At 40.0% G+C, this 23,236-nt stretch carries 20 protein-coding genes and 1 pseudogene; 8 read left to right on the top strand and 13 right to left on the bottom strand.

Annotated features, from left to right (window positions below):
* The first annotated feature begins 44 nt into the window (after positions 1–44).
* The gene (locus tag ACNKW3_RS15715; RefSeq protein ID WP_427400272.1) at positions 45–1,532 is read left to right on the top strand and encodes an oligosaccharide flippase family protein; all 1,488 of its coding nucleotides are present in this window, start codon (positions 45–47) and stop codon (positions 1,530–1,532) included.
* A gap of 146 nt (positions 1,533–1,678) precedes the next feature.
* Entirely contained in the window at positions 1,679–3,166 is a 1,488-nt protein-coding gene (gene glpK, locus ACNKW3_RS15710; RefSeq protein ID WP_427400271.1) for a glycerol kinase GlpK, read from the top strand.
* Here the strand turns inward: glpK and ACNKW3_RS15705 are convergent.
* The 3 genes and pseudogenes from ACNKW3_RS15705 to ACNKW3_RS15695 form a co-directional block, all read right to left on the bottom strand.
* Positions 3,141–4,130: a FecCD family ABC transporter permease gene (locus tag ACNKW3_RS15705; protein ID WP_427400270.1), complete on the bottom strand. Its 990-nt coding sequence runs from the start codon at positions 4,128–4,130 to the stop codon at positions 3,141–3,143. The two genes, glpK and ACNKW3_RS15705, sit on opposite strands and share 26 nt — an antisense overlap.
* Positions 4,131–4,137: 7 nt before the next feature.
* Positions 4,138–4,609 (bottom strand): annotated as a pseudogene (locus ACNKW3_RS15700) (low molecular weight protein-tyrosine-phosphatase).
* Positions 4,610–4,674: 65 nt separating this feature from the next.
* Positions 4,675–4,932 (bottom strand): hypothetical protein, encoded by a 258-nt coding sequence (locus ACNKW3_RS15695; RefSeq protein ID WP_427400269.1) that lies wholly within the window; start codon positions 4,930–4,932, stop codon positions 4,675–4,677.
* Between the two features lie 87 nt (positions 4,933–5,019).
* On the opposite strand from ACNKW3_RS15695, the gene pepE reads away from it, so the two are divergent.
* Entirely contained in the window at positions 5,020–5,724 is a 705-nt protein-coding gene (pepE, locus tag ACNKW3_RS15690) for a dipeptidase PepE (RefSeq protein WP_427400268.1), read from the top strand.
* On the opposite strand, the gene bioD is transcribed toward pepE, so the two are convergent.
* From bioD to bioB, 4 genes are read right to left on the bottom strand one after another with little or no spacing between them, the layout of a single operon-like run.
* Entirely contained in the window at positions 5,707–6,378 is a 672-nt protein-coding gene (bioD, locus tag ACNKW3_RS15685; protein WP_427400267.1) for a dethiobiotin synthase, read from the bottom strand. The genes pepE and bioD overlap by 18 nt on opposite strands.
* A gap of 1 nt (position 6,379) precedes the next feature.
* Positions 6,380–7,219: a methyltransferase domain-containing protein gene (locus tag ACNKW3_RS15680; protein ID WP_427400266.1), complete on the bottom strand. Its 840-nt coding sequence runs from the start codon at positions 7,217–7,219 to the stop codon at positions 6,380–6,382.
* Positions 7,216–8,394: an aminotransferase class I/II-fold pyridoxal phosphate-dependent enzyme gene (locus ACNKW3_RS15675; RefSeq protein WP_427400265.1), complete on the bottom strand. Its 1,179-nt coding sequence runs from the start codon at positions 8,392–8,394 to the stop codon at positions 7,216–7,218. The genes ACNKW3_RS15680 and ACNKW3_RS15675 overlap by 4 nt, the downstream gene beginning before the upstream one ends.
* A gap of 6 nt (positions 8,395–8,400) precedes the next feature.
* On the bottom strand, positions 8,401–9,501 hold the full coding sequence (gene bioB, locus ACNKW3_RS15670) for a biotin synthase BioB (protein ID WP_427400264.1): 1,101 nt from the start codon (positions 9,499–9,501) through the stop codon (positions 8,401–8,403).
* Positions 9,502–9,597: 96 nt separating this feature from the next.
* Between bioB and bioA the strand changes: the two genes are divergently transcribed.
* On the top strand, positions 9,598–10,869 hold the full coding sequence (gene bioA / locus ACNKW3_RS15665; RefSeq protein WP_427400324.1) for an adenosylmethionine--8-amino-7-oxononanoate transaminase: 1,272 nt from the start codon (positions 9,598–9,600) through the stop codon (positions 10,867–10,869).
* Here the strand turns inward: bioA and ACNKW3_RS15660 are convergent, their stop codons facing one another.
* The 5 genes from ACNKW3_RS15660 to ACNKW3_RS15640 all read right to left on the bottom strand — a co-directional run bounded on the left by ACNKW3_RS15660 (position 10,870) and on the right by ACNKW3_RS15640 (position 15,332).
* Complete coding sequence (locus tag ACNKW3_RS15660; protein WP_427400263.1) at positions 10,870–12,216, bottom strand: sigma 54-interacting transcriptional regulator; 1,347 nt, start codon at positions 12,214–12,216, stop codon at positions 10,870–10,872.
* A 13-nt stretch (positions 12,217–12,229) separates the two neighbouring features.
* Positions 12,230–12,814, bottom strand: a complete 585-nt coding sequence (locus ACNKW3_RS15655; RefSeq protein WP_427400262.1) for a hypothetical protein — start codon at positions 12,812–12,814, stop codon at positions 12,230–12,232.
* A complete protein-coding gene (locus tag ACNKW3_RS15650) occupies positions 12,815–14,224 on the bottom strand; it encodes a sensor histidine kinase (protein WP_427400261.1) in 1,410 nt (469 codons plus the stop codon).
* Between the two features lie 121 nt (positions 14,225–14,345).
* Entirely contained in the window at positions 14,346–14,603 is a 258-nt protein-coding gene (locus tag ACNKW3_RS15645) for a calcium-binding protein (RefSeq protein WP_427400260.1), read from the bottom strand.
* A gap of 318 nt (positions 14,604–14,921) precedes the next feature.
* Positions 14,922–15,332: a hypothetical protein gene (locus tag ACNKW3_RS15640; protein ID WP_427400259.1), complete on the bottom strand. Its 411-nt coding sequence runs from the start codon at positions 15,330–15,332 to the stop codon at positions 14,922–14,924.
* Between the two features lie 142 nt (positions 15,333–15,474).
* On the opposite strand from ACNKW3_RS15640, the gene asnS reads away from it, so the two are divergent.
* The 4 genes from asnS to cheB all read left to right on the top strand — a co-directional run bounded on the left by asnS (position 15,475) and on the right by cheB (position 22,663).
* A complete protein-coding gene (gene asnS / locus ACNKW3_RS15635) occupies positions 15,475–16,872 on the top strand; it encodes an asparagine--tRNA ligase (protein WP_427400258.1) in 1,398 nt (465 codons plus the stop codon).
* A gap of 137 nt (positions 16,873–17,009) precedes the next feature.
* Complete coding sequence (locus ACNKW3_RS15630; protein ID WP_427400257.1) at positions 17,010–18,176, top strand: efflux RND transporter periplasmic adaptor subunit; 1,167 nt, start codon at positions 17,010–17,012, stop codon at positions 18,174–18,176.
* Between the two features lie 11 nt (positions 18,177–18,187).
* Positions 18,188–21,346, top strand: coding sequence for an efflux RND transporter permease subunit (locus ACNKW3_RS15625; protein ID WP_427400256.1), 3,159 nt, complete (start codon positions 18,188–18,190; stop codon positions 21,344–21,346).
* A gap of 243 nt (positions 21,347–21,589) precedes the next feature.
* Positions 21,590–22,663 carry a chemotaxis-specific protein-glutamate methyltransferase CheB gene (cheB, locus tag ACNKW3_RS15620; RefSeq protein WP_427400255.1) on the top strand — a complete coding sequence of 358 codons (1,074 nt, stop codon included), beginning with the start codon at positions 21,590–21,592 and terminating at the stop codon, positions 22,661–22,663.
* On the opposite strand, the gene ACNKW3_RS15615 is transcribed toward cheB, so the two are convergent.
* Positions 22,638–23,213, bottom strand: a complete 576-nt coding sequence (locus ACNKW3_RS15615) for a rhomboid family intramembrane serine protease (RefSeq protein ID WP_427400254.1) — start codon at positions 23,211–23,213, stop codon at positions 22,638–22,640. The two genes, cheB and ACNKW3_RS15615, sit on opposite strands and share 26 nt — an antisense overlap.
* Positions 23,214–23,236 lie beyond the last annotated feature (23 nt).

Here is a 23,236-nt window from a genome sequence, read left to right as displayed (position 1 = left end):
AATTACGACCATAACGATACACATTGTCTACAGTGAGATGACTTTTGCTTTCCATTAAACAAGGCATAATCGCTAGCCTATTCGAATTATTCACGCAAATAACCAAAAAATTCGTTGGAATTTTTAGCTTGATGGTGCTTGCTCGAGTGTTAACACCAGAAGATTTTGGTGTTGTTGCTGTAGCGCTGATTTTTTTGAACTTTTCAAACGCAATTACGGATTCAGGCAGCCGTCACTATTTGATGAGTTTAAAAGATATGGACTCAGATCATGTCAGTACCGCTTGGACACTTAGTTTTATTCTAAAAAACTTGGTCGCTACCGTTTTAATAATCTCAAGTAGCTTTATTTCTGACTATTACAATGACCCACGGATAGGTGAAATAATTTTAGTATTTGCCTCTATCATCTTTATTAGCACGCTTACCAGCCCTGATATTGAGTACAAATACAAAAACCAAGATTTAAAAGAAATCACATTTTTGACTTTTTTCTCTCGCTTACTCACCGTTGGTATTACAGTCGCGGTAGCAGTGATTTACGAAACTTATTGGGCACTTGTGATGGGTCAGCTTACCTCCGCCGTCACCTTCTTCTTTATCAGTTATAAGATAGCGCCCTGTATACCTAAGTTCTCATTAAAAAACTTATCCGAACAATGGAATTTTTCAAAATGGGTGATTCCTCGGTCATTGATAAATTTTGTTAGAGATCAGTTTGATAGCATTTATGTTAGTACCTCCTTTGATAAGTCTGTGATGGGTGCTTATAACAGCATGCGATATTACGGGTTTATTCCGTTCGATACCTTCATTCGACCTGCTTTTGGTACCTTGCTGGCTCAAGCGTCACAGTTTAAGGACATTCCAGATTATTTTAAACGCCAATTAACTACCGTAATATTCATATTATTGTTAGTGAGTATACCTATTGTATTCCTAGTATTTTCGCACTACGAATTTTTAGTACATTTAATTCTTGGCGAAAAGTGGACGCAATACGCGCAACTTCTTGCATTCTTTACTTTGTCGTCTTGCTTGCTGGGTTTGTTTAATTTGTCCTGCGATATTGTCATTTTACATAGCAAAACATCGATTATTTTTATCTACACCTTGGTTTCAACCATTGTTCAGCTCTATGTACTAATTAGCGTAGACTTTGAAGACATTTTTGAACTGGCGCTATATAAGGTTGGATTAGATATTCTTAGTATTTGTTTATTCTTTATTTTTATCACAATAAAATATCTTTCTTTTGCGGTTTTACTGAGCTTTTTCTATCGGCTATTTTTAATATCTGGTTTCATGTTGTTAGCTGGATGGCTCTCAAATTTGATTCAGCCAGACGGCAAAATCCTATATTTTCTGATTCATTCAACAATGTCGATGATCATTTATGTGACCTGCATTCTAGCTTATCTCTATTTATTCTCGTCTAAAGATAAGAGCGCGGAATATATTTTCCAACTTCTACAGAAAACCTTCATCAAAATAACTAAGCGCAATAAAGCACCCTTGTCACCGGACAATTAGCAAGTTATCTACGGTAAGACGACCTCCACGAATACATTCCTTACAACAATTAACACTTGCCCTAGAGGTTAATCTGTATAAAGTAAACAAAATGTTAATTAGGTTTATAGAGACATTAAGGTCTCAATTGGCGTTTAGGAAGTTCAATGATTGAAAAAGCAATCTTAGCCATTGATCAAGGCACTACATCCAGTCGGGCAATTTTGTTTGGTTTAAATGGCGAAAGACTAGCTACATTTCAACAAGAGTTTACCCAATATTATCCTAAGAACGCTTGGGTAGAGCATGACCCAGAAGAGATTTGGCAGACAACCTTAACGACTTCTAAACAGGCAGTAGAATATGCCAAGCATCAAAATATCAAAATTCAATGTATTGGTATTACCAATCAAAGAGAAACCACTTTGGTATGGCATAAAAAGACAGGTAAACCTATCTATAATGCCATAGTTTGGCAGGATCGCAGAACATCTGTCGATTGCAAAGGTTTAAGTAGTCACTTAGAAACCATCAGAAATAAAACGGGTCTGTTATTAGACCCCTACTTTTCAGCCACCAAAATAGATTGGATACTTAAAAATGTAGATGGCGCTAAACCGCAAGCAGATAATGATGAACTTGCATTTGGCACCATTGATACTTTTCTGATTTGGCGACTCACGTCTGGAAAATCTCATAAAACAGACGCCACAAACGCATCTCGCACAAGTTTATACAACATTTTTGAAAATAAATGGGATGATGATTTATTGACCTTGTTTGATATCCCCAAATCTATATTACCTCAAGTCTGTAACAGTGCCGACGATTTTGGTATCACAGATGCAAACGTACTAGGTACCGAATTACCTATCACTGGTGTTGCAGGTGACCAACAAGCAGCTTTGTTTGGACAATGCTGCTTTCATCCAGGTGACTTTAAAAGTACCTATGGAACAGGTTGTTTTGCCTTATTAAACACCGGCGAAACTCCATTGCTCTCACAACATAATTTGTTGACCACTATAGGTTACCAGATTAATAACAAACCGGTTTATGCATTAGAAGGCGCAATTTTTACCGCTGGCGCAAATGTACAATGGCTCAGAGATAGTCTAGGCATGCTGGAAAACGCGCAACAAACCAAACATCTCGCTGAATCTTTAGATTATGACCATGGTGTTTATATGGTGCCAGGTTTCGTAGGTTTAGGTGCCCCTCATTGGAATCCTCAGGCGCGTGCGTCTATGTTTGGTATGACTCGAGACACCACACCTGCACATTTCGCCAGAGCGGCTTTGGAAGCCGTTTGCTATCAAACTAATGATTTATTAGATGCCATGCAATTAGATGGCGCTAAGTTACAAAATGTTTGGGTCGATGGTGGCATGGTTGCAAACGATTGGATGTGTCAATTTTTATCCGATATATTAAATAAGACTATATACCGCCCGGCAATGATGGAATCTACCGCTTTGGGCGCAGCCTATTTGGCTGGTCTGCAATTTGGATTGTATAAAAATTTAGATGATGTTCTTGCGCATAAGGCCCTAGAAAGTGAATTCACACCGAGTATTACGTCTGAACTAAGGGACAAACTTATTGGTAACTGGCATAAGGCTGTGCAAGCTACTTTAGATTTTGCCAAAGAGTGACACCCGAATGCTTTAGCAATAAGTAAATAAACACGGGAGCCCCTATACTTGCGGTTATCATAGATAAGGGAACAGGTGTCGCAAAAATATGTTCATTAGCAATTGCACAGGATACTAGTACTATAGCGCCAGCCATACCAGATGCTGGTACTATTACTCTATTATCATTACCCAAGATCAACCTCAGCAAATGAGGAACAATTAATCCGATAAAGGCGATTGAACCCGCTATTGCTACGCTAGTTCCAATTAAAATAGCCACCAATAAAAGAGTCCCGGATTGAAACTTTCGAACGTCTAAACCTCTAAGCTGCGCCGCCTGTTCCCCCAAAAACAACCAATTTAATTGTTTGTTGCGAACTAATAATAAAACAAAGCTACAACCTATGAGAGGTAAAGCAACAAAAAGTGTAAGCCAAGTCGTATTGCGCAGGCTTCCCATCAACCAAAAGGTAAGATTTTGAATTTGCATCGGGGGTAAAACCAAATATAGCCAAGCAATCAGAGCACCAAACAAGGTTGAGACAGCGATACCCACTAAGATAACCGCAGCAGGATTATTGCCAATTCGACGAGCAAATAGAAATATCAAACTGCTACTGAGCATAGCGCCAATGAAACACAAAATAGGCAACGCAACTGCCAGCAATTCCGCAGAAGTAAACAAGGTATCAGCAAATCCAGTAACTGCAACAAAAGCAAAATAGATAGCGGCCATCAAGCTTGCGCCACTTGCAATACCTATAATGCCAGGGTCCGCCAGAGGATTTCTTAATACCACTTGCAGAACTGCTGAAGATGACGAGAGTGCAGACCCGGTTAAAATTGCAGTAAGTAAAATCGGCAATTTTATTTGCCAAAAGATGTGCCGCCCTACTCCGGTGTCTAACTCATAAGGCAGTAACAGATAGCCAACAGATAAAATGATCAGACTAAGGCACAATACAATAAGAGATTTGTGCATAAACCAATTACGATGAAATTTTAATTAATAAACCGTCACTGGCTTCTTCAATTAAATCTAATACCAACTCAAACCCTTTGAGTCCTGCATAGTAGGGATCTGGCACTTCATCAAATTCACTGTCAGAGAAAGACATCATAAGAGCAATTTTCGACTTGTACTCTTCTGGACACTTGCGCAATAAATTTTCTTGATTAGATTTATCCATTGCAACTATGAGATCAAAGCTACTGAAGTCACTCTCATCAACACGACGGCACTTTAAAGTAGAAAGGTTATATCCGCGAGCAGAAGCAACATCTTGAGAACGTTTATCGGGTGGACTGCCAATGTGATACCCGCCAGTACCAGCACTATCAACTTTGACTTTGACGCCAGCTTTTTTGCGCTTTTTGCCTAAATACTCCTTCCGCAGTAGGTGAGCGACATATGTTGCCGAGGCAAACAAATAAGACTGAATTTATACTGGAATCTGACACTGACTACCTGTTGTTTAATTTTTTTGCTTCCTTTAAAAAAATTATAAGGCATCGTGTAAGCGATTTCACCTTGAAATTTTACCCTTTTGCTCCTTTTCTTTTAGATCTTGCTCCCTTTTGACTAACACAAAAGTTAAAAACATCTTTGTAGGCAAAGACAAAATCATGCCGATAGCGACACAACATGCGGAAAGAATAATGCCTTTAACTCCCATTTCCTCAACGGTTTCACTGAACATGTGAAAATACACACCCAATAAAATTAGGCAAAATCCAATGGTCATTACAATTTTTAGTAAACGAATTAATCCTGCATTAGACATGGGAAAATCTCCAAAATGTCGACCAAATTACTATATAATCATAGGCAAATTAGTATATTGATGTACATCAGTTCCGGGTGATTTTGTATGAAAGTTCTAATGCTTAGCAGTTCTAGCTATGCCGACTATGATTATCTAGCCTATGCGCAAGATTGGATTCAACAACACTTAGAAAACATCTCTGAAGTGGTATTCGTGCCCTTTGCAGGCGTTACTATTGACTGGGATGAATACACTCAAAAGGTACAAGACGCTTTACCATTTATAAAGGTCATAGGTTTACACAGCTGTGATTCTCCTAGCACAAGATTACAAAATGCTCAGGCAATTTTAGTCGGAGGTGGCAATACCTTTAATTTATTACATCAATTGTACCTACAGGAGCTACTGCCAATTATTAAGCAGAAAATTGCCTCTGGCACGCCCTATATTGGTTGGAGTGCGGGTTCGAATATTTGCGGATTGAGCATACGTACGACCAATGATATGCCTATTATAGAGCCGAAAAGTTTTGATGCTTTAGCTGTATTAAATGCGCAACTAAATCCTCACTACACCGACCAGCATATGGAAGGCTTTCATGGGGAAACAAGAGATCAGAGGTTATTAGAGTTTAGTACTCTGTGGCCAGAAATCCCAGTCATAGGGATACGAGAAGGTAGTGCGTTATTACTGGAAAATAACCAATTGCGACTGCTGGGCACTCAAAAAGCGGTGCTGTTTCATGGTGCCCAGAAAAAGGTCATTGAGCAAGATCATGATTTAGCAGGTTTCTTAAATAACGCTAAGTAATATGTGCTCTGGATTTAAAATAGGCGCCTTACTAAAATGCACTTCAGCAAGCAAAGGCGCTTTTATCATTTTCTGTAAGCTATGCAAGTTTTCTTTATAGTAAGGCATAGGCTCAACGCACTGATTTGCTATCCAACCTACACATTGTAAATTATCCCGCATAATCGCTTGATAGGTGAGTAATGCATGGTTTAAACACCCCAAACGCATCCCCACCACCAACACCACGGGTATTTGATTCTGAATCACTAAATCCGATAGAAACTCATTGTCATCATTAATGGGGAGACGCCATCCACCAGCGCCTTCAATTAATAATAAATCAGGATTCAAACAAGCAATATCTTCATAGGCATCCTGCAACATATTTAAATCTAGCCGCGTATCAGCTAACTTTGCCGCGATATGAGGTGCTACGGGAGGTTCAAACGCAAATGGATTCACAGTTTTGTATTCCACTTCCACCGAGCTCGCTTGTTGCAGTTTAACTGCATCATCGTTGCGTAACCCATAAGTAGTCTGCTGACAACCTGCGGCTATTGGCTTGAAGCCCAACACTTTTTTATATTTCGCTTGCAGTGCTTGTAACATTAATTCAGACACCAGTGTTTTACCCACCTCAGTATCTGTGCCTGTAACAAAGATTTTTTTCATTTTAACACCCCTGCTTTTTAATTCGGGCGAATACTACATGATAGTCCAGATAATAATGATCTGCATATAAAGCGCTATATGCTTGTTTAAGTTTCAAGTATTCAGTTTTTTGCAATGGCTTTTTATCTTGTAAACTAGTACTGGCACCCACTGCAGTGATTGAAGAAAGTAAGGCTTTAAAATCTTGGCCGATGAAGCGAAAAACTTTGCTTTGTTTTTCAGTTAAATATAATGATTGTGGCAGTAGACTTGTCCACTGAATTTCATCAGGAAAGGTATTTATTTTACTGGGGTACCCGGCATTTTCCCATGCCATGTGCAAATTACTAAAGGAAGATTCGACCATAATAGCTAGCCAAATATCGCCATTGGGTTTTAACACTCGGGCTAATTCAGATAGGGTTTTAGCAGGCTCCTTGCACCACTGTAGCGCCATGGACGATACTATATTGTCAACTGAACTATCGAGCAAAGGCAAATTATCGGCATTTGCTTGCACAAAATTTTGCTCGCCGTTATTTTCAAGTTTTGTTTTCGCGACTTTTAGCATCTGCTGGCTCAAGTCTAGATTGATCCATGATGTATTGGGATTACAATTTAGACTAGCAAGCGCACCTGTACCGCAACCAATATCAAGTACAATGCCTGATAAAACCGATTGGCAAGCGATGAGTCTCGTTAGATGTTGGGAAACCTGCTTTTGAATAAGGCCAAATTCATCATACTGATTCGCCGCTCTATCAAAACCAGATGCAATTTTATTTGCCAATAGCCATTCATTTTCTATTTTGTTTTTGCTTACTAGCCTAGGTGTTACATTTGCCCGTACGTAGGTATTCATAAAGTTTCCATAGCTTCTGAAACCAAGGCTAAAGCGTCAACGATAGCGACTAAATCTTCGTATTGATGCTGAGCGCTAATGGCAATTCGCAATCTATCGGTATTTTTAGGAACAGTTGGATAGCGAATAGCAGAAACTAAGATGCCAAGTTCCATCAACTTCTCCTGTGCAAGTAAGACAGCCTCTGGACGTTTTAATATCAGGGTTTGAATCGGCGTTATAGAGTCTGATAACCCAATACCCTTACCCAATGCCAAGCGTCTAAAGGTATTTATATTTTCATCTAGCTTTTGCCTAAACGACCCTTTTTGCATCAATTGCAATGCTGTAAGTGTGGCTACAGCTGAGGCAGGGCTTAAGCCTGTACTGTAAATATAATGGCGGGCAAAGTTTTTAATGTAGTCGATAAATTCTTCGCTTCCCGCGATAAAAGCGCCTTGAGTGCCTAGTGCTTTTCCAAAAGTGCCCATCACTAGATCAACACCATCATAACTGTTATTTACACCACAACCATCTTCGCCTACAACGCCGAAACTATGGGCCTGATCTAGCATCAACCAAGTATCTTGCCTTGTATTTCTCAACGCAACCAAGGCATCAATAGGCGCTTGGTCTCCATCCATACTAAACACACCTTCAGATACAAGGAGCTTGTTCTCATTTTTAGCGGCCGCCAATAATGATTCTGCATGAGACACATCATTATGTCGAAATCGGGAAAACTGTTTTTGGTGAGCTAAACACCCATCAATAAAGGAAGCATGCATAAGTTTATCAGCAACTATTGCAACATCATTGCTAGAAGTAGTAGAAGGCGCTAACATAACCTGACAAATGGCCTGATTAGCCGCAAACCCTGAACTAAACAATACGGCCGAGGGTTTATTCACTAATTCACACAATGCCGCTTGTAAGGAATCACAGGCGTCATAATGTCCACTCACTAGAGGCGATGCGCCACTGCCAGCGCCATAGAGGCTTAATCCCTCTGCATAGCTTTGCAACACATCCCCATGTTGGCGTAAACCTAAGTAATCATTGCTGGCAAAATTTAAATAATGCTTCCCCTGAATTTCCACAACTGCATCATGGTCACTGTTTATAGTCTTTAACGCTCTATGCAGCCCTTGTTCAGATTTTGCATCTAGCTGTTTACGAATAAATTCAAAGGCCATAAATAATTACTGAGTAACACCTTGTTTCTGTTTTAAAGAGGTCTTGGTCGCGTCGACAAAAAGATCTGGCGTATTGTTCGCCTTAATTTCATCATCTAACACTTGCACATATGCCTCGTCTGAGTAGCTTCGAGTTTTCTCAGCATTTATACCAAGTTTTCTGAATAATTGAACATCTTCATGGGTTTCAGGATTAGACGTAGTAAGTAATTTACAGCCATAAAAAATTGAATTAGCGCCGGCTAAAAAGCACAAAGATTGCATTTGCTCATTCATGTTCTCTCGACCTGCACTCAATCTTACATAGCTTTTGGGCATCATAATTCTCGCCACTGCAATAGTGCGCACGAATTCAAAAGGATCTAAATCTTTTACTTGATCAAGAGGTGTACCTTTTACTTTAACCAGCATGTTAATTGGTACACTTTCCGGATGCTTGGGTAAATTTGCTAATTGAATCAATAAACCAGACCTATCTTCTGCTGTTTCGCCCATACCTACTATACCACCAGAACAAACATTCATACCTGCTTGTCGTACATTTTCTAGGGTATCTAAACGCTCTTGATAAGTACGAGTAGTAATAATTTCGCCATAGTATTCTGGAGATGTATCCAAGTTGTGATTGTAATAATCTAATCCAGCCTGTTTAAGTTCTAATGCTTGCTCGCGAGTTAACATACCTAAGGTCATACAGGTTTCTAAACCAAGCTTTTTAACCTCACTGACCATTTTAGTCACATAAGGCATATCCCGCTGTTTCGGATTTCGCCAAGCAGCACCCATGCAAAAACGCGTTGATCCCGTTGCTTTAGCATCTTTGGCTCTTTCTATAACTTTTTCAATTTCTAACAAGCGTTCTGCTTCTAAACCTGTGTCATAGCGTGCACTTTGTGGGCAATATTTGCAATCTTCTGGGCAAGCACCGGTTTTTATAGATAACAAGGTGCTTACTTGAACATGGTTAGGATCATGGTGTTGTCGATGTACACTTTGCGCTTGAAAAATTAAGTCATTAAAGGGCAAAGAAAATAACTGCTCAACTTCATTTAATGTCCAATTATGGCGAATTTCTGGAGAGCTATGTAACGCTTGTGTATTATTCATAAAAAAGTTTACTTATTAATTCAATCCGCATAGTCTATGCGCGAAACGCAAGTTGTCAATCTATTAGCTACTCACATTTTGACTAAAGGTTATTTTTTGAACGATTTAGAATTCGACAAACAACATATTTGGCATCCCTATACTTCATCTATTGATCCCCTTCCCTGTTACAAGGTTGTGGGTGCGCAAGGAGTTGATCTCACATTGGAAAATGGCAGTAAGGTGATTGACGGTATGTCGAGTTGGTGGGCATGCATTCATGGCTACAATCATCCAGTTTTAAATGAAGCAGCCAAAAAGCAAATAGACGATTTTTCCCATGTAATGTTTGGAGGTCTAACCCATAAACCAGCTATTGAATTGTGTCGTCGTCTATTGGAGATAACGCCTGAAGGTCTTAATCGAGTATTTCTGGCCGATTCTGGTTCAGTGGCAGTTGAAGTTGCTATTAAAATGGCGATTCAATATTGGGCATGCCAAGGACGCCCAGAAAAAGCTAAGTTAGTAACGCCACGTAACGGCTATCACGGTGATACGTTTGCAGCCATGTCAGTTTGTGATCCCGTAAATGGCATGCACAGTCTATTTCGTAAATCCTTGATTGAACATTATTTCGCACCTGCACCTCAAACGCGATTTGGTAATCCTTGGAATCCTGATGACATTGCACCAATGCGCGATATTTTTGAGCAGCATGCTGATCAAATAGCAGCTTTGATATTGGAGCCCGTTGTACAGGGTGCTGGCGGAATGCGCCTTTATCACCCTGAGTATGTACGTGCCTGTCGTCAACTTTGCGATGAATTTGATGTGTTATTGATTTGCGATGAAATCGCTACAGGATTTGGTCGTACAGGGGAATTATTTGCTTGTAATCACGTTGAAATAACGCCTGATATCATGTGTTTAGGCAAGGCCCTAACTGGCGGCTATATGACATTAGCCGCAACCCTATGCACTGAGCAGGTAGCCTTAGGTGTTTGTGAAGGGGAACCAGGCGTATTCATGCATGGACCCACATTTATGGGCAATCCTTTAGCCTGTTCAGTAGCTTTGGCAAGCATTAATTTGTTATTGAATCAGGATTGGAAATCCAAAATAGCTGCCATCGAATCCGTGTTAAAACAGCGATTGTTGCCATTGAGCGGTTCAGAAAATGTAGCTGACACCAGAGTATTAGGTGCAATTGGTGTTGTAGAAATGAAACAACCTGTGAATGTAGCTCAAATTCAAAAAATATTTATTGACCACGGGGCTTGGATTCGACCTTTTGGCAAGTTGATTTACATAATGCCACCCTTTGTTATTTCACCGACTCAATTGCAACAACTTTGTGATGCAATTGAAGCTGGTATTCAATTAAAATAACTAGGTCGTCGTTTTACGGAAACTTGCGGCGTTCAACCCATGCTTTTTCATCAATTTATGCATGTCAGTGCGATTACGACCGGCCAAATCAGAAGCTTTAGTGACATTTCCATCTGTCAATTGAAGTAATCTGCTTAAATATTTATATTCAAAGGAATCCCTAGCTTCTGTAAGTGTTGGCCAGTAATTAGTTTCCACATGTAAAGCTTGCTCTACCAAAGCCGCCGGGATGATTTTAGTGGTGGTTAGAGCGACACAACGTTCCACCACATTCACCAATTGACGAACGTTTCCAGGCCATTCAGCTTTGGTTAACAGGTCTACCGCTTCACTTGCAAACTTGCTCACCGCTACACCGTGCTTTTTGGCACTTTGCTTGAGTAAAAAATCTGCAAGCATTGGAATATCTTCAAAGCGTTCTTTTAAACTGGGCAAATCTAAATTCACCACATTTAATCGATAAAAAAGATCTTCTCTAAATTCCTGCTCTCGCATGGCTTTTTGTAAGTCTTTATGGGTGGCGGATATAACTCTAACGTCTATATCAAAAGACGTGGAACTACCTACAGGTCGAATCGATCTTTCTTGCAAGGCTCTAAGCAATTTTACTTGCAACGTTACTGGCATATCCCCTATTTCATCTAAAAACAAGGTTCCGCCGTTAGCCTCTCTAAACAAACCTTGATTTGCTTGAACTGCACCTGTGAAAGCGCCTTTAGTATGCCCAAAAAGTTCTGACTCAAGTAAGTTCTCTGGCATAGCGCCGCAATTAATAGCGACAAAAGGCTTATCATTTCTATCCGACGCTTTATGAATTGCTTTAGCCAGTAATTCTTTTCCTGTACCACTTGCCCCAGTAATAAGCACACTCACGTTTTTATTCGCGATCTGTTCAGCCTGTTTTAGAACTTTGAGCATTTCTGGAGAGCGGGTAATTATGTCACTAGACCAATCTGCGTAGCCTTGTTTCGAGTTATGGCTGATTGCTTGAAAGAGTATTTTTCTCAACTCTTCGTGCTGAACAGGTTTGGTAAGAAAACTGAAAACCCCTCTTTGGGTGGCAGCAACCGCATCTTTAATACTGCCATGAGCAGTCATTATAATGACAGGTAAATCAGGATGTTGATGTAATATCTCATCAAATAATGCAATACCATCCATACCCGGCATTCGTAAATCGCTCAAGACGACATCGAATTCATTATTAAACAATAATTTAAGAGCTTGAGATCCATTCTCAGCACTGGTGACGTCAAAACCTTCTGAGCTCAGTCGAATGCTCATCAAACGAAGTAAATTTTCGTCGTCATCAACTATTAATAGTTTTGGCGTGTATTCTTCTGTCATAAATCGTTCTCTATTATTGCTCGCTATTTTGATCAACCATGTTGGCTTCAATCTTGAGTAATTGTTCAACTTGTTCGCGCTGTTTTTCTAACTCCACTTTACGTTTTTCAAGGGTGGAATTGAGAGAGTCAAGTTCTTTTTCTTGTCGCGCATTTACTTTTGAAAGTATGGTGATAGCAGATTCCATTTCTAACATTTGCTGAGAAGGTTTGTAAATTATGGTCTCTAACGCATCGTCAAAATTATCTTCGACTACTTCTTGTAACACAGTGATCATGCCTTGAGCACGTAACCTATATCGATAAGGAGTGTCAGTGCCCTGACTTAATAATATCTTTCGCATGAGGTCGTAAGGTTCGTCGGATAAAGTTTCAATTTGCTCTTTACGCCTTGGCCATTCGATCTCTTCACTTGCCACATAAAATTTAGCCCAAGATTCCATATGACAAAATTCCTGCATTAATCCTTGAGCACTCTCACTTTGACATAACCATGGCGCGGGTACTTCTTCAGTTGTTGTAATTTGAGCTGGTTGCTGAGTCAATTCACAACCACTTAACAAGCCAACACACAGAAATATGGCGAATAGCTTTTTCATTTATTTCCCTCTAGGTAACACAACTTTAAAGCAGACATCTGCATCTTTAACATCTTCAATATTTATCGTTCCACCCACTAATCGAGCACAATCAGCCACTATAGACAAACCTAAACCAGCTCCCATAACTTTATCATTACGTTTATCTCCTCCACGTTTGAAAGGTTCAAAAATTTCTCCACGTAATGCTAGGGCTATAGGTTTTCCCTGGTTTTTTACCGTTAACCAAATGTCATCGCCATGGGACTTTGCATCTATTCGTATTGTCGAATTTTGTTCTCCGTAAGCAATGGCATTGGACACTAAATTATCAACAATGCGCCTTAAGAGGTCTGCGTCCGATAATACAGTAAGCGAGGATTTAGCACTGATCTGCAATTTCTGATTATTCTGCTGCAATATAAGCCGATGGTGTTTAGCACAATCGTCCAAAATAGGTTTAATTAACAAATTGTCCAATTCTGGTTCTGCTTGCTGCAACAAAGCATTGTAATCTAATAGACGCTCAATTAGTAAATTTAATCGCTCTGCCGAACTATCAAGCAAACTTAACACCTCAATTTGAGCCTCATTGAGATTGCCGACTAAGTTTTCCGATAAAATTGCGCAACCTTCTTTTATGCTAGCCAAAGGCGTTTTTAATTCATGGGAAGCATGGCGAAGTAAAGCTACCCGCACTTTTTCTAGTTGATTCAAACGATCATTCAACCAGAATAGATCTCTTTCAACTGCCATCAATTCTTCAGGTCCAGAAACAGATTTTGGCGGTAAAGAACTGCTCGATGAAGCAATAGCACGAATTACTGTTTGCAGTTTTCTTACGGGTTTAGCAATTAATTGAGCTGAAAATAGTATAAATGATAAGGAAAGAACAACGAGCCCTCCCGTTGACCAGGTTTGTCGTTTTTGCATATCAGCTAGAAACGCCTGTTGTTCAATCACCTTTTTATCAACGAAATTACCAATATCGAGTTGCAAATTTTCAAGAGATTGATCAAATCGAGCAAGATAAGCGTCAACCACTAGTGAATCATTAAATGAATGGAACTCGTTTAAGGTTGTTACAGCTGCACGCAAGGAACTGCACTCCCCTACTTCGTCTACATTTATACAAAGAGAGTCTAGCTTTTTAGAAAAACTCAGAATAAGTGACTCTGTGATTGCTTTTAATTGGGGTTCCTTTAATACCTGATACTGTTTTATCAAACGTTGTAAATCTAATCCTGAATTCAATAAGCCCTGTAAATCAGAAGCAATTCCGACAAAGAATAATGTGTTTTGTTCTGTGATTTGACTTACTTTTGAAAAGTCGCGTTGGCTTTGAAGAAGCAAAGTAATAAGGGGAACTAACGAAATAAAAAAACTGATAAATACGAGTTGGCGTATGGAGCGTAATTGCAATGATGTCACCAATGATTTTCTTCCTCTGACTAGCATTGCATAGCATCAAGTTTGCTTCAACATAAACTGTTTATTTTAAATAGAATAAAAAAGGGCACCCGCCACTCGCAAAGCAAGGCACCCCGGAAACTTAAAATTCTTGGTTTATCGATGCACTAATCGAAAACTCTTTTTGGCTGATGAAACCATCGCCGTTTAAATCAACTTTATTAAAGTTTTTAAGTAACTCTATATTTGCCGTTGATTCTCTTAACGAAATTAATCCGTCTTTATCCTTATCTAGAGTTGCAAAGTTGTGTTCTAGATCTTTGGCATAGGCTAGACCCATTAACGCTTGAACTATCGCAGCGACAATACCGAAAATAATCACCTTCTTGAAATTGGACATAACTGTCTCCTATCGCGAGTGAATGGTTCTTTAATCGGAATAAAACGTCTATCACCTATATAAAAACTTTTTCGTTTATATGTTTGTCAAATATATTCCTATCGACACATACTGCTACTTACACGCTTAACAAGCTTTGTGCCAAAACCATAATTCTTATATAATTCATATACTTAGGTTTGATTGCAGATAATTTAAACAGAACAAGTGTTGCCAGATGGCGACACCGAAATATTTATCTGCTCATTAACTGCACGACCTGTTTGAATTTCCTATAATTTTCAAACATTTAGATTTTGTTGCCAAATAGAAACATGACTAAACAGTGCTGTAAATCGTAGCTAAGCTAAGCACTGAAATGACGAGAAGTATGATTAGATTGTAGCCGAAACTATCGCTTTTTCGGCGATTCCGTCGCGTATGCATGGTAAAAGCGACAAGAGTAATTACCAAACAAATTTGTAATAAGGTTAATAAATCATCCAGATGTTCTCTAGACCAGAAGTCACGCCCTTCAATTCCCCAATAATTTTGTACACCGGTAATAAAATCTGGGCGAGCGTAATGTAATACTAAAAGCGCCGCGACTAGGCAAGCCCAAGCCGTGATATTTAATAAGACGACTAGGCGATAAAAAGTATCCTGGCTTCGATGAATTTTTCGACGTTCAGAATTATTTTGTGGGATTTCAAGATCCATTGATTGGTTCGCGCTATCTTTGTTGTTCATATATGTTAATTCGATAGTGTCATAATCTTTCGTCTCAAGTATACTTACCAGATAAACTCGATTTACACTAGTGTGTGTTTATCTAATTATAATAAATTCGGCAAATTTGCCGAAGTCTTGAAAGACATTTACGGAGATATTTATGACGATTGCCTCAGTCGCCGATGTTTTGGCGGGCAAATTTTCTGAAGGAGAGCAGATAACTGTTCAAGGTTGGGTGCGTACAAAGCGAGACAGCAAAGCTGGTTTGTCCTTTATCGCGTTGCACGATGGGAGCTGCTTTGATCCTATTCAAGTAGTCGCATTAAATAATTTGAATAATTACGCTGACATTACCCGATTAACCACAGGCTGCTCACTTACTGCCACAGGTACGATTAAGCAATCCGAAGGAAAAGGGCAAGCGCTAGAAATTGAAGCAAATGAAGTTAACATAGTTGGCTGGGTAGAAAATCCAGACAGTTATCCAATGGCAGCCAAACGTCATAGCATTGAATATCTTAGAGAACATGCGCATTTGCGTGCCCGCACAAATATCATAGGGGCAGTGACTCGCGTACGAAACTGTTTATCTCATGCAATCCACCGTTTCTTCCATGAACGCGGCTATATGTGGATAAGCACGCCTATTCTTACCGCTTCAGATACTGAAGGCGCAGGTGAAATGTTCAGAGTATCTACCTTAGACATGATGAACGTACCTAAAACTGATGATGGTAAAGTTGATTATTCTCAAGACTTTTTTGGGAAAGAAACTTATTTAACCGTTTCAGGCCAGTTAAACGTGGAAACATATTGTGCAGCTATGTCAAAAGTGTACACCTTTGGGCCCACATTTAGAGCTGAAAACTCAAATACATCACGCCATCTAGCTGAATTTTGGATGGTGGAACCAGAGGTTGCTTTTGCTGACTTATCAACGGTAGCACAACTTGCTGAAGATATGTTGAAGTATGTATTTGAAGCCGTGTTAACAGAACGTGCTGATGATATGGCGTTTTTTGAGCAGCGCGTTAATAAAGATGTTATTACTCGTATGCGCTCTGTAATAGACACTAAATTCGTACGCATGGATTACACCGACGCTATTGAAATCTTGCTGAAAAGCGGGAAAGACTTTGAATTCCCTGTTGAATGGGGTGTTGACTTATCATCCGAGCACGAAAGATATATTGCAGAAGAATATGTGGGTGCTCCTGTGATAATGCAAAATTACCCTAAAGACATAAAAGCATTTTATATGCGCATCAACGATGACGGTAAAACCGTTGCGGCTATGGATGTGCTTGCTCCTGGCATTGGTGAAATCATTGGCGGTTCACAGCGCGAAGAAAGACTTGATGTGTTTGACAGCCGTTTAGCCGAAATGGGACTAGATGCGGAGGATTACGCTTGGTACAGAGATCTACGTCGCTATGGCACTGTACCTCATGCAGGATTTGGTTTGGGCTTTGAGCGTTTAGTAGCTTATGTTACTGGTGTAGCAAACGTGAGAGACGTTATTCCCTTCCCCCGCACGCCAGGAAATGCAAACTATTAGAAACAGCGCCTACGGGCGCTTTTTTTTTAATCTGAAACAAAATGTAGCAGTCCAATACATATTGTTACATTTGGCACATACTTGATTCACAACTGGTTGCTAGACTATCAGCATAAATTGGATAGGGCTAAGTAACTATGAACTCAACTATTGTAAAAACTGTAAGCTTTTTTGTAATAATAGGCGCTTTTGTTGGCATTGCATCAGGCATAAGTGCCGCTGCAGATGAAGCAAAAGAAAAACCTCCCGTTGATACACGTCCGTTAATCAGTACAGTGCCATTAGAAACCACTGACTATAGTGTTAAGCTGTCGGCACACGGAGAAGTGACCCCGCTGGAAAAAACGATTTTATCTGCACAAGTCAGTGGTGAGATCCTAAATTGGAATCCAAACTTTGTTGCTGGCGGCATAGTTAAACGCGGCGAAGTGTTATTTACCATTGAACCTGACAAATATGAAGCTGATGTGCTGCAAGCAGAAGCGCAAGTGAGCCTTGCAGAAGCAACATTAACTGAAGAACTAGCGCGTCAAAAAGTAGCTGAACAAGAAGCAAAACATCTTGCTCGTTCTCAAGTCAGTGACCTATATTTACGTAAACCTCAAGTGTTGTCTGCACAAGCGCAACTTAAGTCTGCACAAGCAGCACTTCGCATTGCAAAACGTAACTTAAACAAAACCAAGGTTGTAGCCCCTTATGATGCTTTGGTAATTTCTCGTGAAGTTGGTGCTGGTCAATATGTTAGTGCTGGTCTTCGAGTAGCCGAATTAAATAATATCGAAACTGCTGAAATCATAGTGCCTGTACCAGGGTTTGACCGTCCATTTTTAAAGGATGACATGACGGGTGTTACCGCGTTAGCGAAAGCACAGGGCAATTTAGAAGCTTCGTACCGCACTGGTTTTGTTGACAGAGATTTAGGTGTTTTAGACCAAAACACAAGAATGATGCATTTAGTCGTGCAGATCAACGACCCTTACGGTTTACAGAATAATCAAGAGGCGTTGAAGTTTGGTTCATATGTAGAAGTCTCCTTCGCGGGTAAAACCATAGAAAATGTATATCAAGTACCTCAATCATTAGTTCATGCCAACAAACTTTGGTTAGTCGATAGCGAAAACAAATTACAGTCACACAAAGTTAAAATTATTCGTGAAGAAGGAACATTCTTTTTCGTCACCGGTGACTTTACGCAGAATGCTCGTTTAGCGCAAAACCTACCAGAATACCCACAAAACGGTATGGATGTTCGCATTAAAACCCAAGAAAAAGAGCAAGACTTATTAACTTTTAACCGTCAATAGGAGGCATTGATATGGAAGCTGGAAACAAAAATGAAATGCCCAGTGGCGTAATATCCTGGTTTACCCAAAACCCGGTAGCTGCGAACCTATTGATGATTTTCATCATAATTGCTGGGGTAATGAGCTACTTAACGATTCAAAAGCAGATGTTTCCCAATATAGAGCGAAACTACATTAATGCTTATGTTTCATATCCTGGTGCTGCGCCAAAAGAAATTGAAGAAAACATCGTCGAGAAAATAGAAGAGTCTCTTAAAGACATCACAGAAATTGAAAAAAGCATTGGTCGTTCATGGCGTGGTGGCGGTCGAGTTACGATGGAAATCGACACCGATGCGCATTTACCCGATGTGCTTGATAAGATTAAAGCTAGAATTGATAGCATAGCGACCTTTCCTGCGTCTATGGAGCCAATAACGGTTTCCCAACAGGAATGGCAACAGCAGGTTGTTGAGTTAACCCTAACCGGTGATTTGCCCCTAACTGAACTTAAACCCGTCGCAAAACAAATTGAAGAAGAGTTATTACAACTAAGTAACGTTCAACTTGTTCAACTAGATGCCCCAAACGATGAAATTGCCATTGAAGTTATGCCAGAGATGCTAAAAAAATATGATATCTCTATCAATGACATTTCCAATGCCGTTCGTCGCTATTCTGCAAACTATTCAGCCGGACAAATCAGAACTGAAACAGGGACAATTTCTGTTCGTGTTGAAAATCAATACTACTCTGGGGAAGAGTTTCGAAATATTCCAGTTAAATTAGGTCAAAATGGTGGCCAAGTAGTGTTACAAGACGTCGCCATGATTAAAGATGGTTTTACCGAAGGTGAACGTTATTTTAAGTACAATGGCGATAACGCCATTTACATGAATGTATCTGCAACAAAAAGCCAGAACGTTATACCTGTTGCTGATTCAGTCAAAGCTTATGTAAAGCAAAAAAATGAAAACTTACCTGCTGGTATTTCGTTAAATATCATGGTTGATATGACCTATTACTTAAATGGTCGTTTAGACATGATGTTGAAAAACTTGGTACAAGGTGCTGTTTTAGTATTTTTGATGCTTGCCTTATTCCTAAGATTCAAATTAGCTTTCTGGGTCATGGTCGGTCTGCCAATTTGTTTCTTAGGTGCCATTGCTATGATGCCGTTGTTCGATATTTCTATCAATATTATCTCCCTATTCGCCTTTATCATGGTCTTGGGGATAGTGGTGGATGACGCCATTGTCATAGGAGAAAGCGCCTACACGGAAATTGAATCCAAAGGTCCATCAATGAAAAACGTTGTCATTGGCGCTAAAAAAGTCGCGACACCTGCAACTTTTGGTGTTCTCACCACAATTGCTGCCTTTGCACCTTTCGGCTTTGCTAGCGGTCCATCCGGTGATTTCTTTATCAATATTGCCGGCGTTGTTATCTTTTGTTTGGTATTTTCATTAATAGAATCAAAGTGGATTCTACCTGCTCACATCGCACACAGTACTTTCAAGCCTTTACCAGAAAAGAGCTGGCGCAATCGTTTTAACAAAGGATTCTTTGGTTTTGTTTATGGTCCATACAAGCGTTTCATTGAGCGATGCGTCGAGTGGCGCTGGGCAGTGCTTTCTGTATTTATCGGTTTATTAGTTATTAGTATCACACTAATTACCAGTAACTTTGTTCGCCAAGTTAATGAACCAAGAGTACCTCATGACTTCCCTCGTATTTCAATTGAAATGAGCGAGACAGTTTCTGATCAAACCACGATAGAAGCCTTAAAAACTATTGAGCAAGTGGTTTTGGCAGAAGAACAAAAAATCATTGATGAATATGGCACTGGCATGATTCGCGACCTTATGGTTTGGAATAACAACCGTACTCAAGGCCGAGTAATGGCGCCGCTCGTAGATGATGAGTTAAGACCTTTTGATACCTTTGAATTAGCCAGAAGATGGCGAGAAGCCTTACCTGAAATTCCAGGTGTTAAATCACTTAATGTACAAGATAGTGTCAATGGTAACGGTGACGGCGATGGTGAGTTTGGCTACTTGATCTTTGGTCCTGACATCGAAACCCTGAACCAAGCTGGACGTTACTTAATAGAACAATTGCAAGGTGAAAATGGTCTGTATGACATTAGTTCAACCATAGATCCAGCAAGTAAAGAAGTACAAATGGTGCTTAAGCCTGTGGCTTATGATCTCGGTTTAGACCTAAATACTATCGCTTCTCAAGTAGGTGCCAGCTTCTACGGTGGCGAAGCACAGCGTGTATTGCGTAACGGTGAAGAGGTTCGCGTCATGGTGCGATATCCACAATTAACGCGTGAACGTTTCGCTGACCTCAAATACACTGTGATTCGCACCCCTACCGGTGATGAAGTGATGTTAGGTGATGTTGCAGAGCTAAAAGAAGCACCTGGTATCAGCTACATTCGTCGAGAAGGTGGATTTAGAAGTGTTTATATTTGGGGCTCAATTGATGAAGAAGTAGTAGAACCCTTTGAAGTTGTGAACAAAATAAAAGATGAAATTTTACCTGATATGAAGGCTAACTTTCCAACGGTTAAAACTGAATTGGGTGGTAAAATTGAAGAGCAGCAAACTCAACAACTAGAACAACTTAAATTCCTAGTAATTGGTTTGTTATCAATATATGTGTTATTGGCAATACCGTTAAAGAGTTATGCACAACCAATCATTATTATGTCAGTAATCCCCTTTAGCTTTACTGGTGCAGTGTTTGGCCACTTTATCTTAGGATTAGATTTAAGTGACTTTTCTAACTTTGGATTGATTGCTGCTTTCGGTGTTGTAGTAAATGACAGCTTGGTAATGACAGATTTTGTCAACCAACGTAGAAAGCAAGGTTACAGCTTAAAAGATGCTGTTATTGATGCTGGCTGTGCTCGCTTTAGAGCCATAACACTAACATCAATCACGACCTTTGCTGGTGTATTACCTATTATGTTTGAAACCAGTCTGCAAGCGGCCTTTGTGGTTCCAATGGCGGTAGCACTTGGGTTTGCTGTACTTTACGCGACCTTTGTAACACTGATTTTGGTACCTTGTTTATATCTGATTTTATTAGATTTAGGACGCCCGTTTAAAGCGGTTACACGCGGAATAATGCGAGTGTTTGGCAGAAAGCCAACTACCCCATCGCCTATTGAGGCAAAATAAACCTCTCCCCCAAAAATGAACTACGGCTCCATTGTTAATAATGGAGCCGTAGTTCATTATTCATTTTCTTACGACTTTTATTAAACAAATTCCCATTTTTGTAGATAACCTACTTAAGGAATGTGCAATAACCTGTGTATGAATACCGAGAAAAAACACCTATTAAAAACCTCTCCTATTTTAGTTCTTGTATACAGCTTTTTTAATCGTCGATGTATGCATCGGTAAAAAGGAATATAACCAATGACAAAGGTACTCATCTGTGATGATTCTGCGCTTATGCGAAAACAGTTATCGACTGTTTTAACTGACGCGGGATTCATAGTTGATTTTGCCAATGACGGCAAACACTGCCTAGATAAAATTGCAGAGTTTAAACCCAATGTAGTCACACTGGACATCAATATGCCAGTGATGGATGGGCTGACCTGTTTAAAACAAATAATGAAAGATATGCCAGTTCCTGTTGTGATGATTTCATCATTAACAGAAAAAGGCGCAAAAGCCAGTTTTGAAGCCTTAGAATACGGCGCGGTTGATTACATTCCTAAGCCGAGCGGCGCAATTTCAATTTTTAAACCTGAAGCGATCAACATGATTGTTCAAAAGGTTCGAAATGCCGCTAAGATGCGGGTTGCCAAACGAGTTAGTTTCAGAGAAAAATTCGAGCGCAGTCAACAAAAATCAATTTATCAAGCCAAAGCTAATTCCATTCAACACATATCTCGAGGTCGTAACACGAAACTCGATCTTATTGTTATGGGAGTATCAACAGGCGGTCCTGGAACCATTCAAGAGATTATCAGTTCCCTACCTGCGGACTTTGCCGTTCCCATAGTCATTGCACAACATATGCCTGAACGCTTCACTTCGGTGTTTGCTAATCGTCTTAATGGTGCTTGCGCGATGTCAGTATCAGAAGTCACCAGTGAAAGCCATCTGCAACCCGGTAACGTATATATTGCCAAAGGTGATGCTGATATTGAGATCAGAAAAAGAGGCGCTACACTTTACGCTGCTAGCATAGGTAAAGTTAGCGGTCATATTTGGCATCCCAGCATTGAACATCTTGTAGACTCTGCTGCAGAGCAAGTTAATTGCTCAAGGTTGATGTGTGTTCAATTAACAGGGATGGGAAATGATGGTGCGGAAGCAATGGCAAAAGCCAATAAAAAAGGCGCTAAAACTATTGCAGAATCAAAAGAAACAGCTGTAGTTTATGGTATGCCGAGAGAACTAGTTGCCAAAGGTGGTGCAGATCAAGTACTGGCTAATTTTAAAATTGCCCATGCTATCTTGGAAGCGGTGTATGGCTAGACTTCGCGCGAAATTGCCACGCAAGCAATACGCCTATTATTAAACCAAATAAGTGGGATTCCCAAGAAATAAAACCTGCAACAGGCAACACGCCCCAAAACAAACCACCATAGATGAAAATAAGGAGACAGGATATAAAAAAGGCATCCCATCGGCGACTGACGAACCCATGCACCACCAAATAACCAAATAAGCCATAGATTACGCCACTTGCTCCCACATGCGCACCTGAGCGCGCGAAAAACCACACGAGTAGTCCAGTGCCAAATACAACACCGAGCATGATGATGGAGTATCGCTTAAACCCTTCGCCTAGCAATAAAAAGTTTAAGATAGCAAAGGTCAGCATATTAGTCGCAAAATGGTGCAGATCTTTATGCACAAAAACCGAGGTTAAAATGCCTGTCATGCCATGCACTTCCCTTGGATAAAGCGCCAATGCATAAATGAGCTGAGTACTGAAAAAGCCTAAAACTTCAAAGATTGAAAAAAACAGCAAGCTGAAGCCAGTAATCTTTAGCTTTTGCTTAGTTGATAAGTTTGTCTCCAATGTACCCTACTCCCTGTTTCGCC

The organism is Glaciecola sp. 1036 (assembly GCF_050306235.1).
Lineage (GTDB): Bacteria > Pseudomonadota > Gammaproteobacteria > Enterobacterales > Alteromonadaceae > Glaciecola.
Note: the sequence above shows the minus strand (reverse complement) of the source record. Positions and strands in the feature narration are given on the sequence as shown.

Bases quoted from the DNA above. Each gene is read 5' to 3' on its own strand.
- glpK (WP_427400271.1), top strand. From the start codon at position 1,679: ATGATTGAAAAAGCAATCTTAGCCATTGATCAAGGCACTACATCCAGT.
- ACNKW3_RS15705 (WP_427400270.1), bottom strand. From the start codon at position 4,130: ATGCACAAATCTCTTATTGTATTGTGCCTTAGTCTGATCATTTTATCT.
- ACNKW3_RS15695 (WP_427400269.1), bottom strand. From the start codon at position 4,932: ATGTCTAATGCAGGATTAATTCGTTTACTAAAAATTGTAATGACCATT.
- pepE (WP_427400268.1), top strand. From the start codon at position 5,020: ATGAAAGTTCTAATGCTTAGCAGTTCTAGCTATGCCGACTATGATTAT.
- bioD (WP_427400267.1), bottom strand. From the start codon at position 6,378: ATGAAAAAAATCTTTGTTACAGGCACAGATACTGAGGTGGGTAAAACA.
- ACNKW3_RS15680 (WP_427400266.1), bottom strand. From the start codon at position 7,219: ATGAATACCTACGTACGGGCAAATGTAACACCTAGGCTAGTAAGCAAA.
- ACNKW3_RS15675 (WP_427400265.1), bottom strand. From the start codon at position 8,394: ATGGCCTTTGAATTTATTCGTAAACAGCTAGATGCAAAATCTGAACAA.
- bioB (WP_427400264.1), bottom strand. From the start codon at position 9,501: ATGAATAATACACAAGCGTTACATAGCTCTCCAGAAATTCGCCATAAT.
- ACNKW3_RS15660 (WP_427400263.1), bottom strand. From the start codon at position 12,216: ATGACAGAAGAATACACGCCAAAACTATTAATAGTTGATGACGACGAA.
- ACNKW3_RS15655 (WP_427400262.1), bottom strand. From the start codon at position 12,814: ATGAAAAAGCTATTCGCCATATTTCTGTGTGTTGGCTTGTTAAGTGGT.
- ACNKW3_RS15645 (WP_427400260.1), bottom strand. From the start codon at position 14,603: ATGTCCAATTTCAAGAAGGTGATTATTTTCGGTATTGTCGCTGCGATA.
- ACNKW3_RS15640 (WP_427400259.1), bottom strand. From the start codon at position 15,332: ATGAACAACAAAGATAGCGCGAACCAATCAATGGATCTTGAAATCCCA.
- asnS (WP_427400258.1), top strand. From the start codon at position 15,475: ATGACGATTGCCTCAGTCGCCGATGTTTTGGCGGGCAAATTTTCTGAA.
- ACNKW3_RS15630 (WP_427400257.1), top strand. From the start codon at position 17,010: ATGAACTCAACTATTGTAAAAACTGTAAGCTTTTTTGTAATAATAGGC.
- ACNKW3_RS15625 (WP_427400256.1), top strand. From the start codon at position 18,188: ATGGAAGCTGGAAACAAAAATGAAATGCCCAGTGGCGTAATATCCTGG.
- cheB (WP_427400255.1), top strand. From the start codon at position 21,590: ATGACAAAGGTACTCATCTGTGATGATTCTGCGCTTATGCGAAAACAG.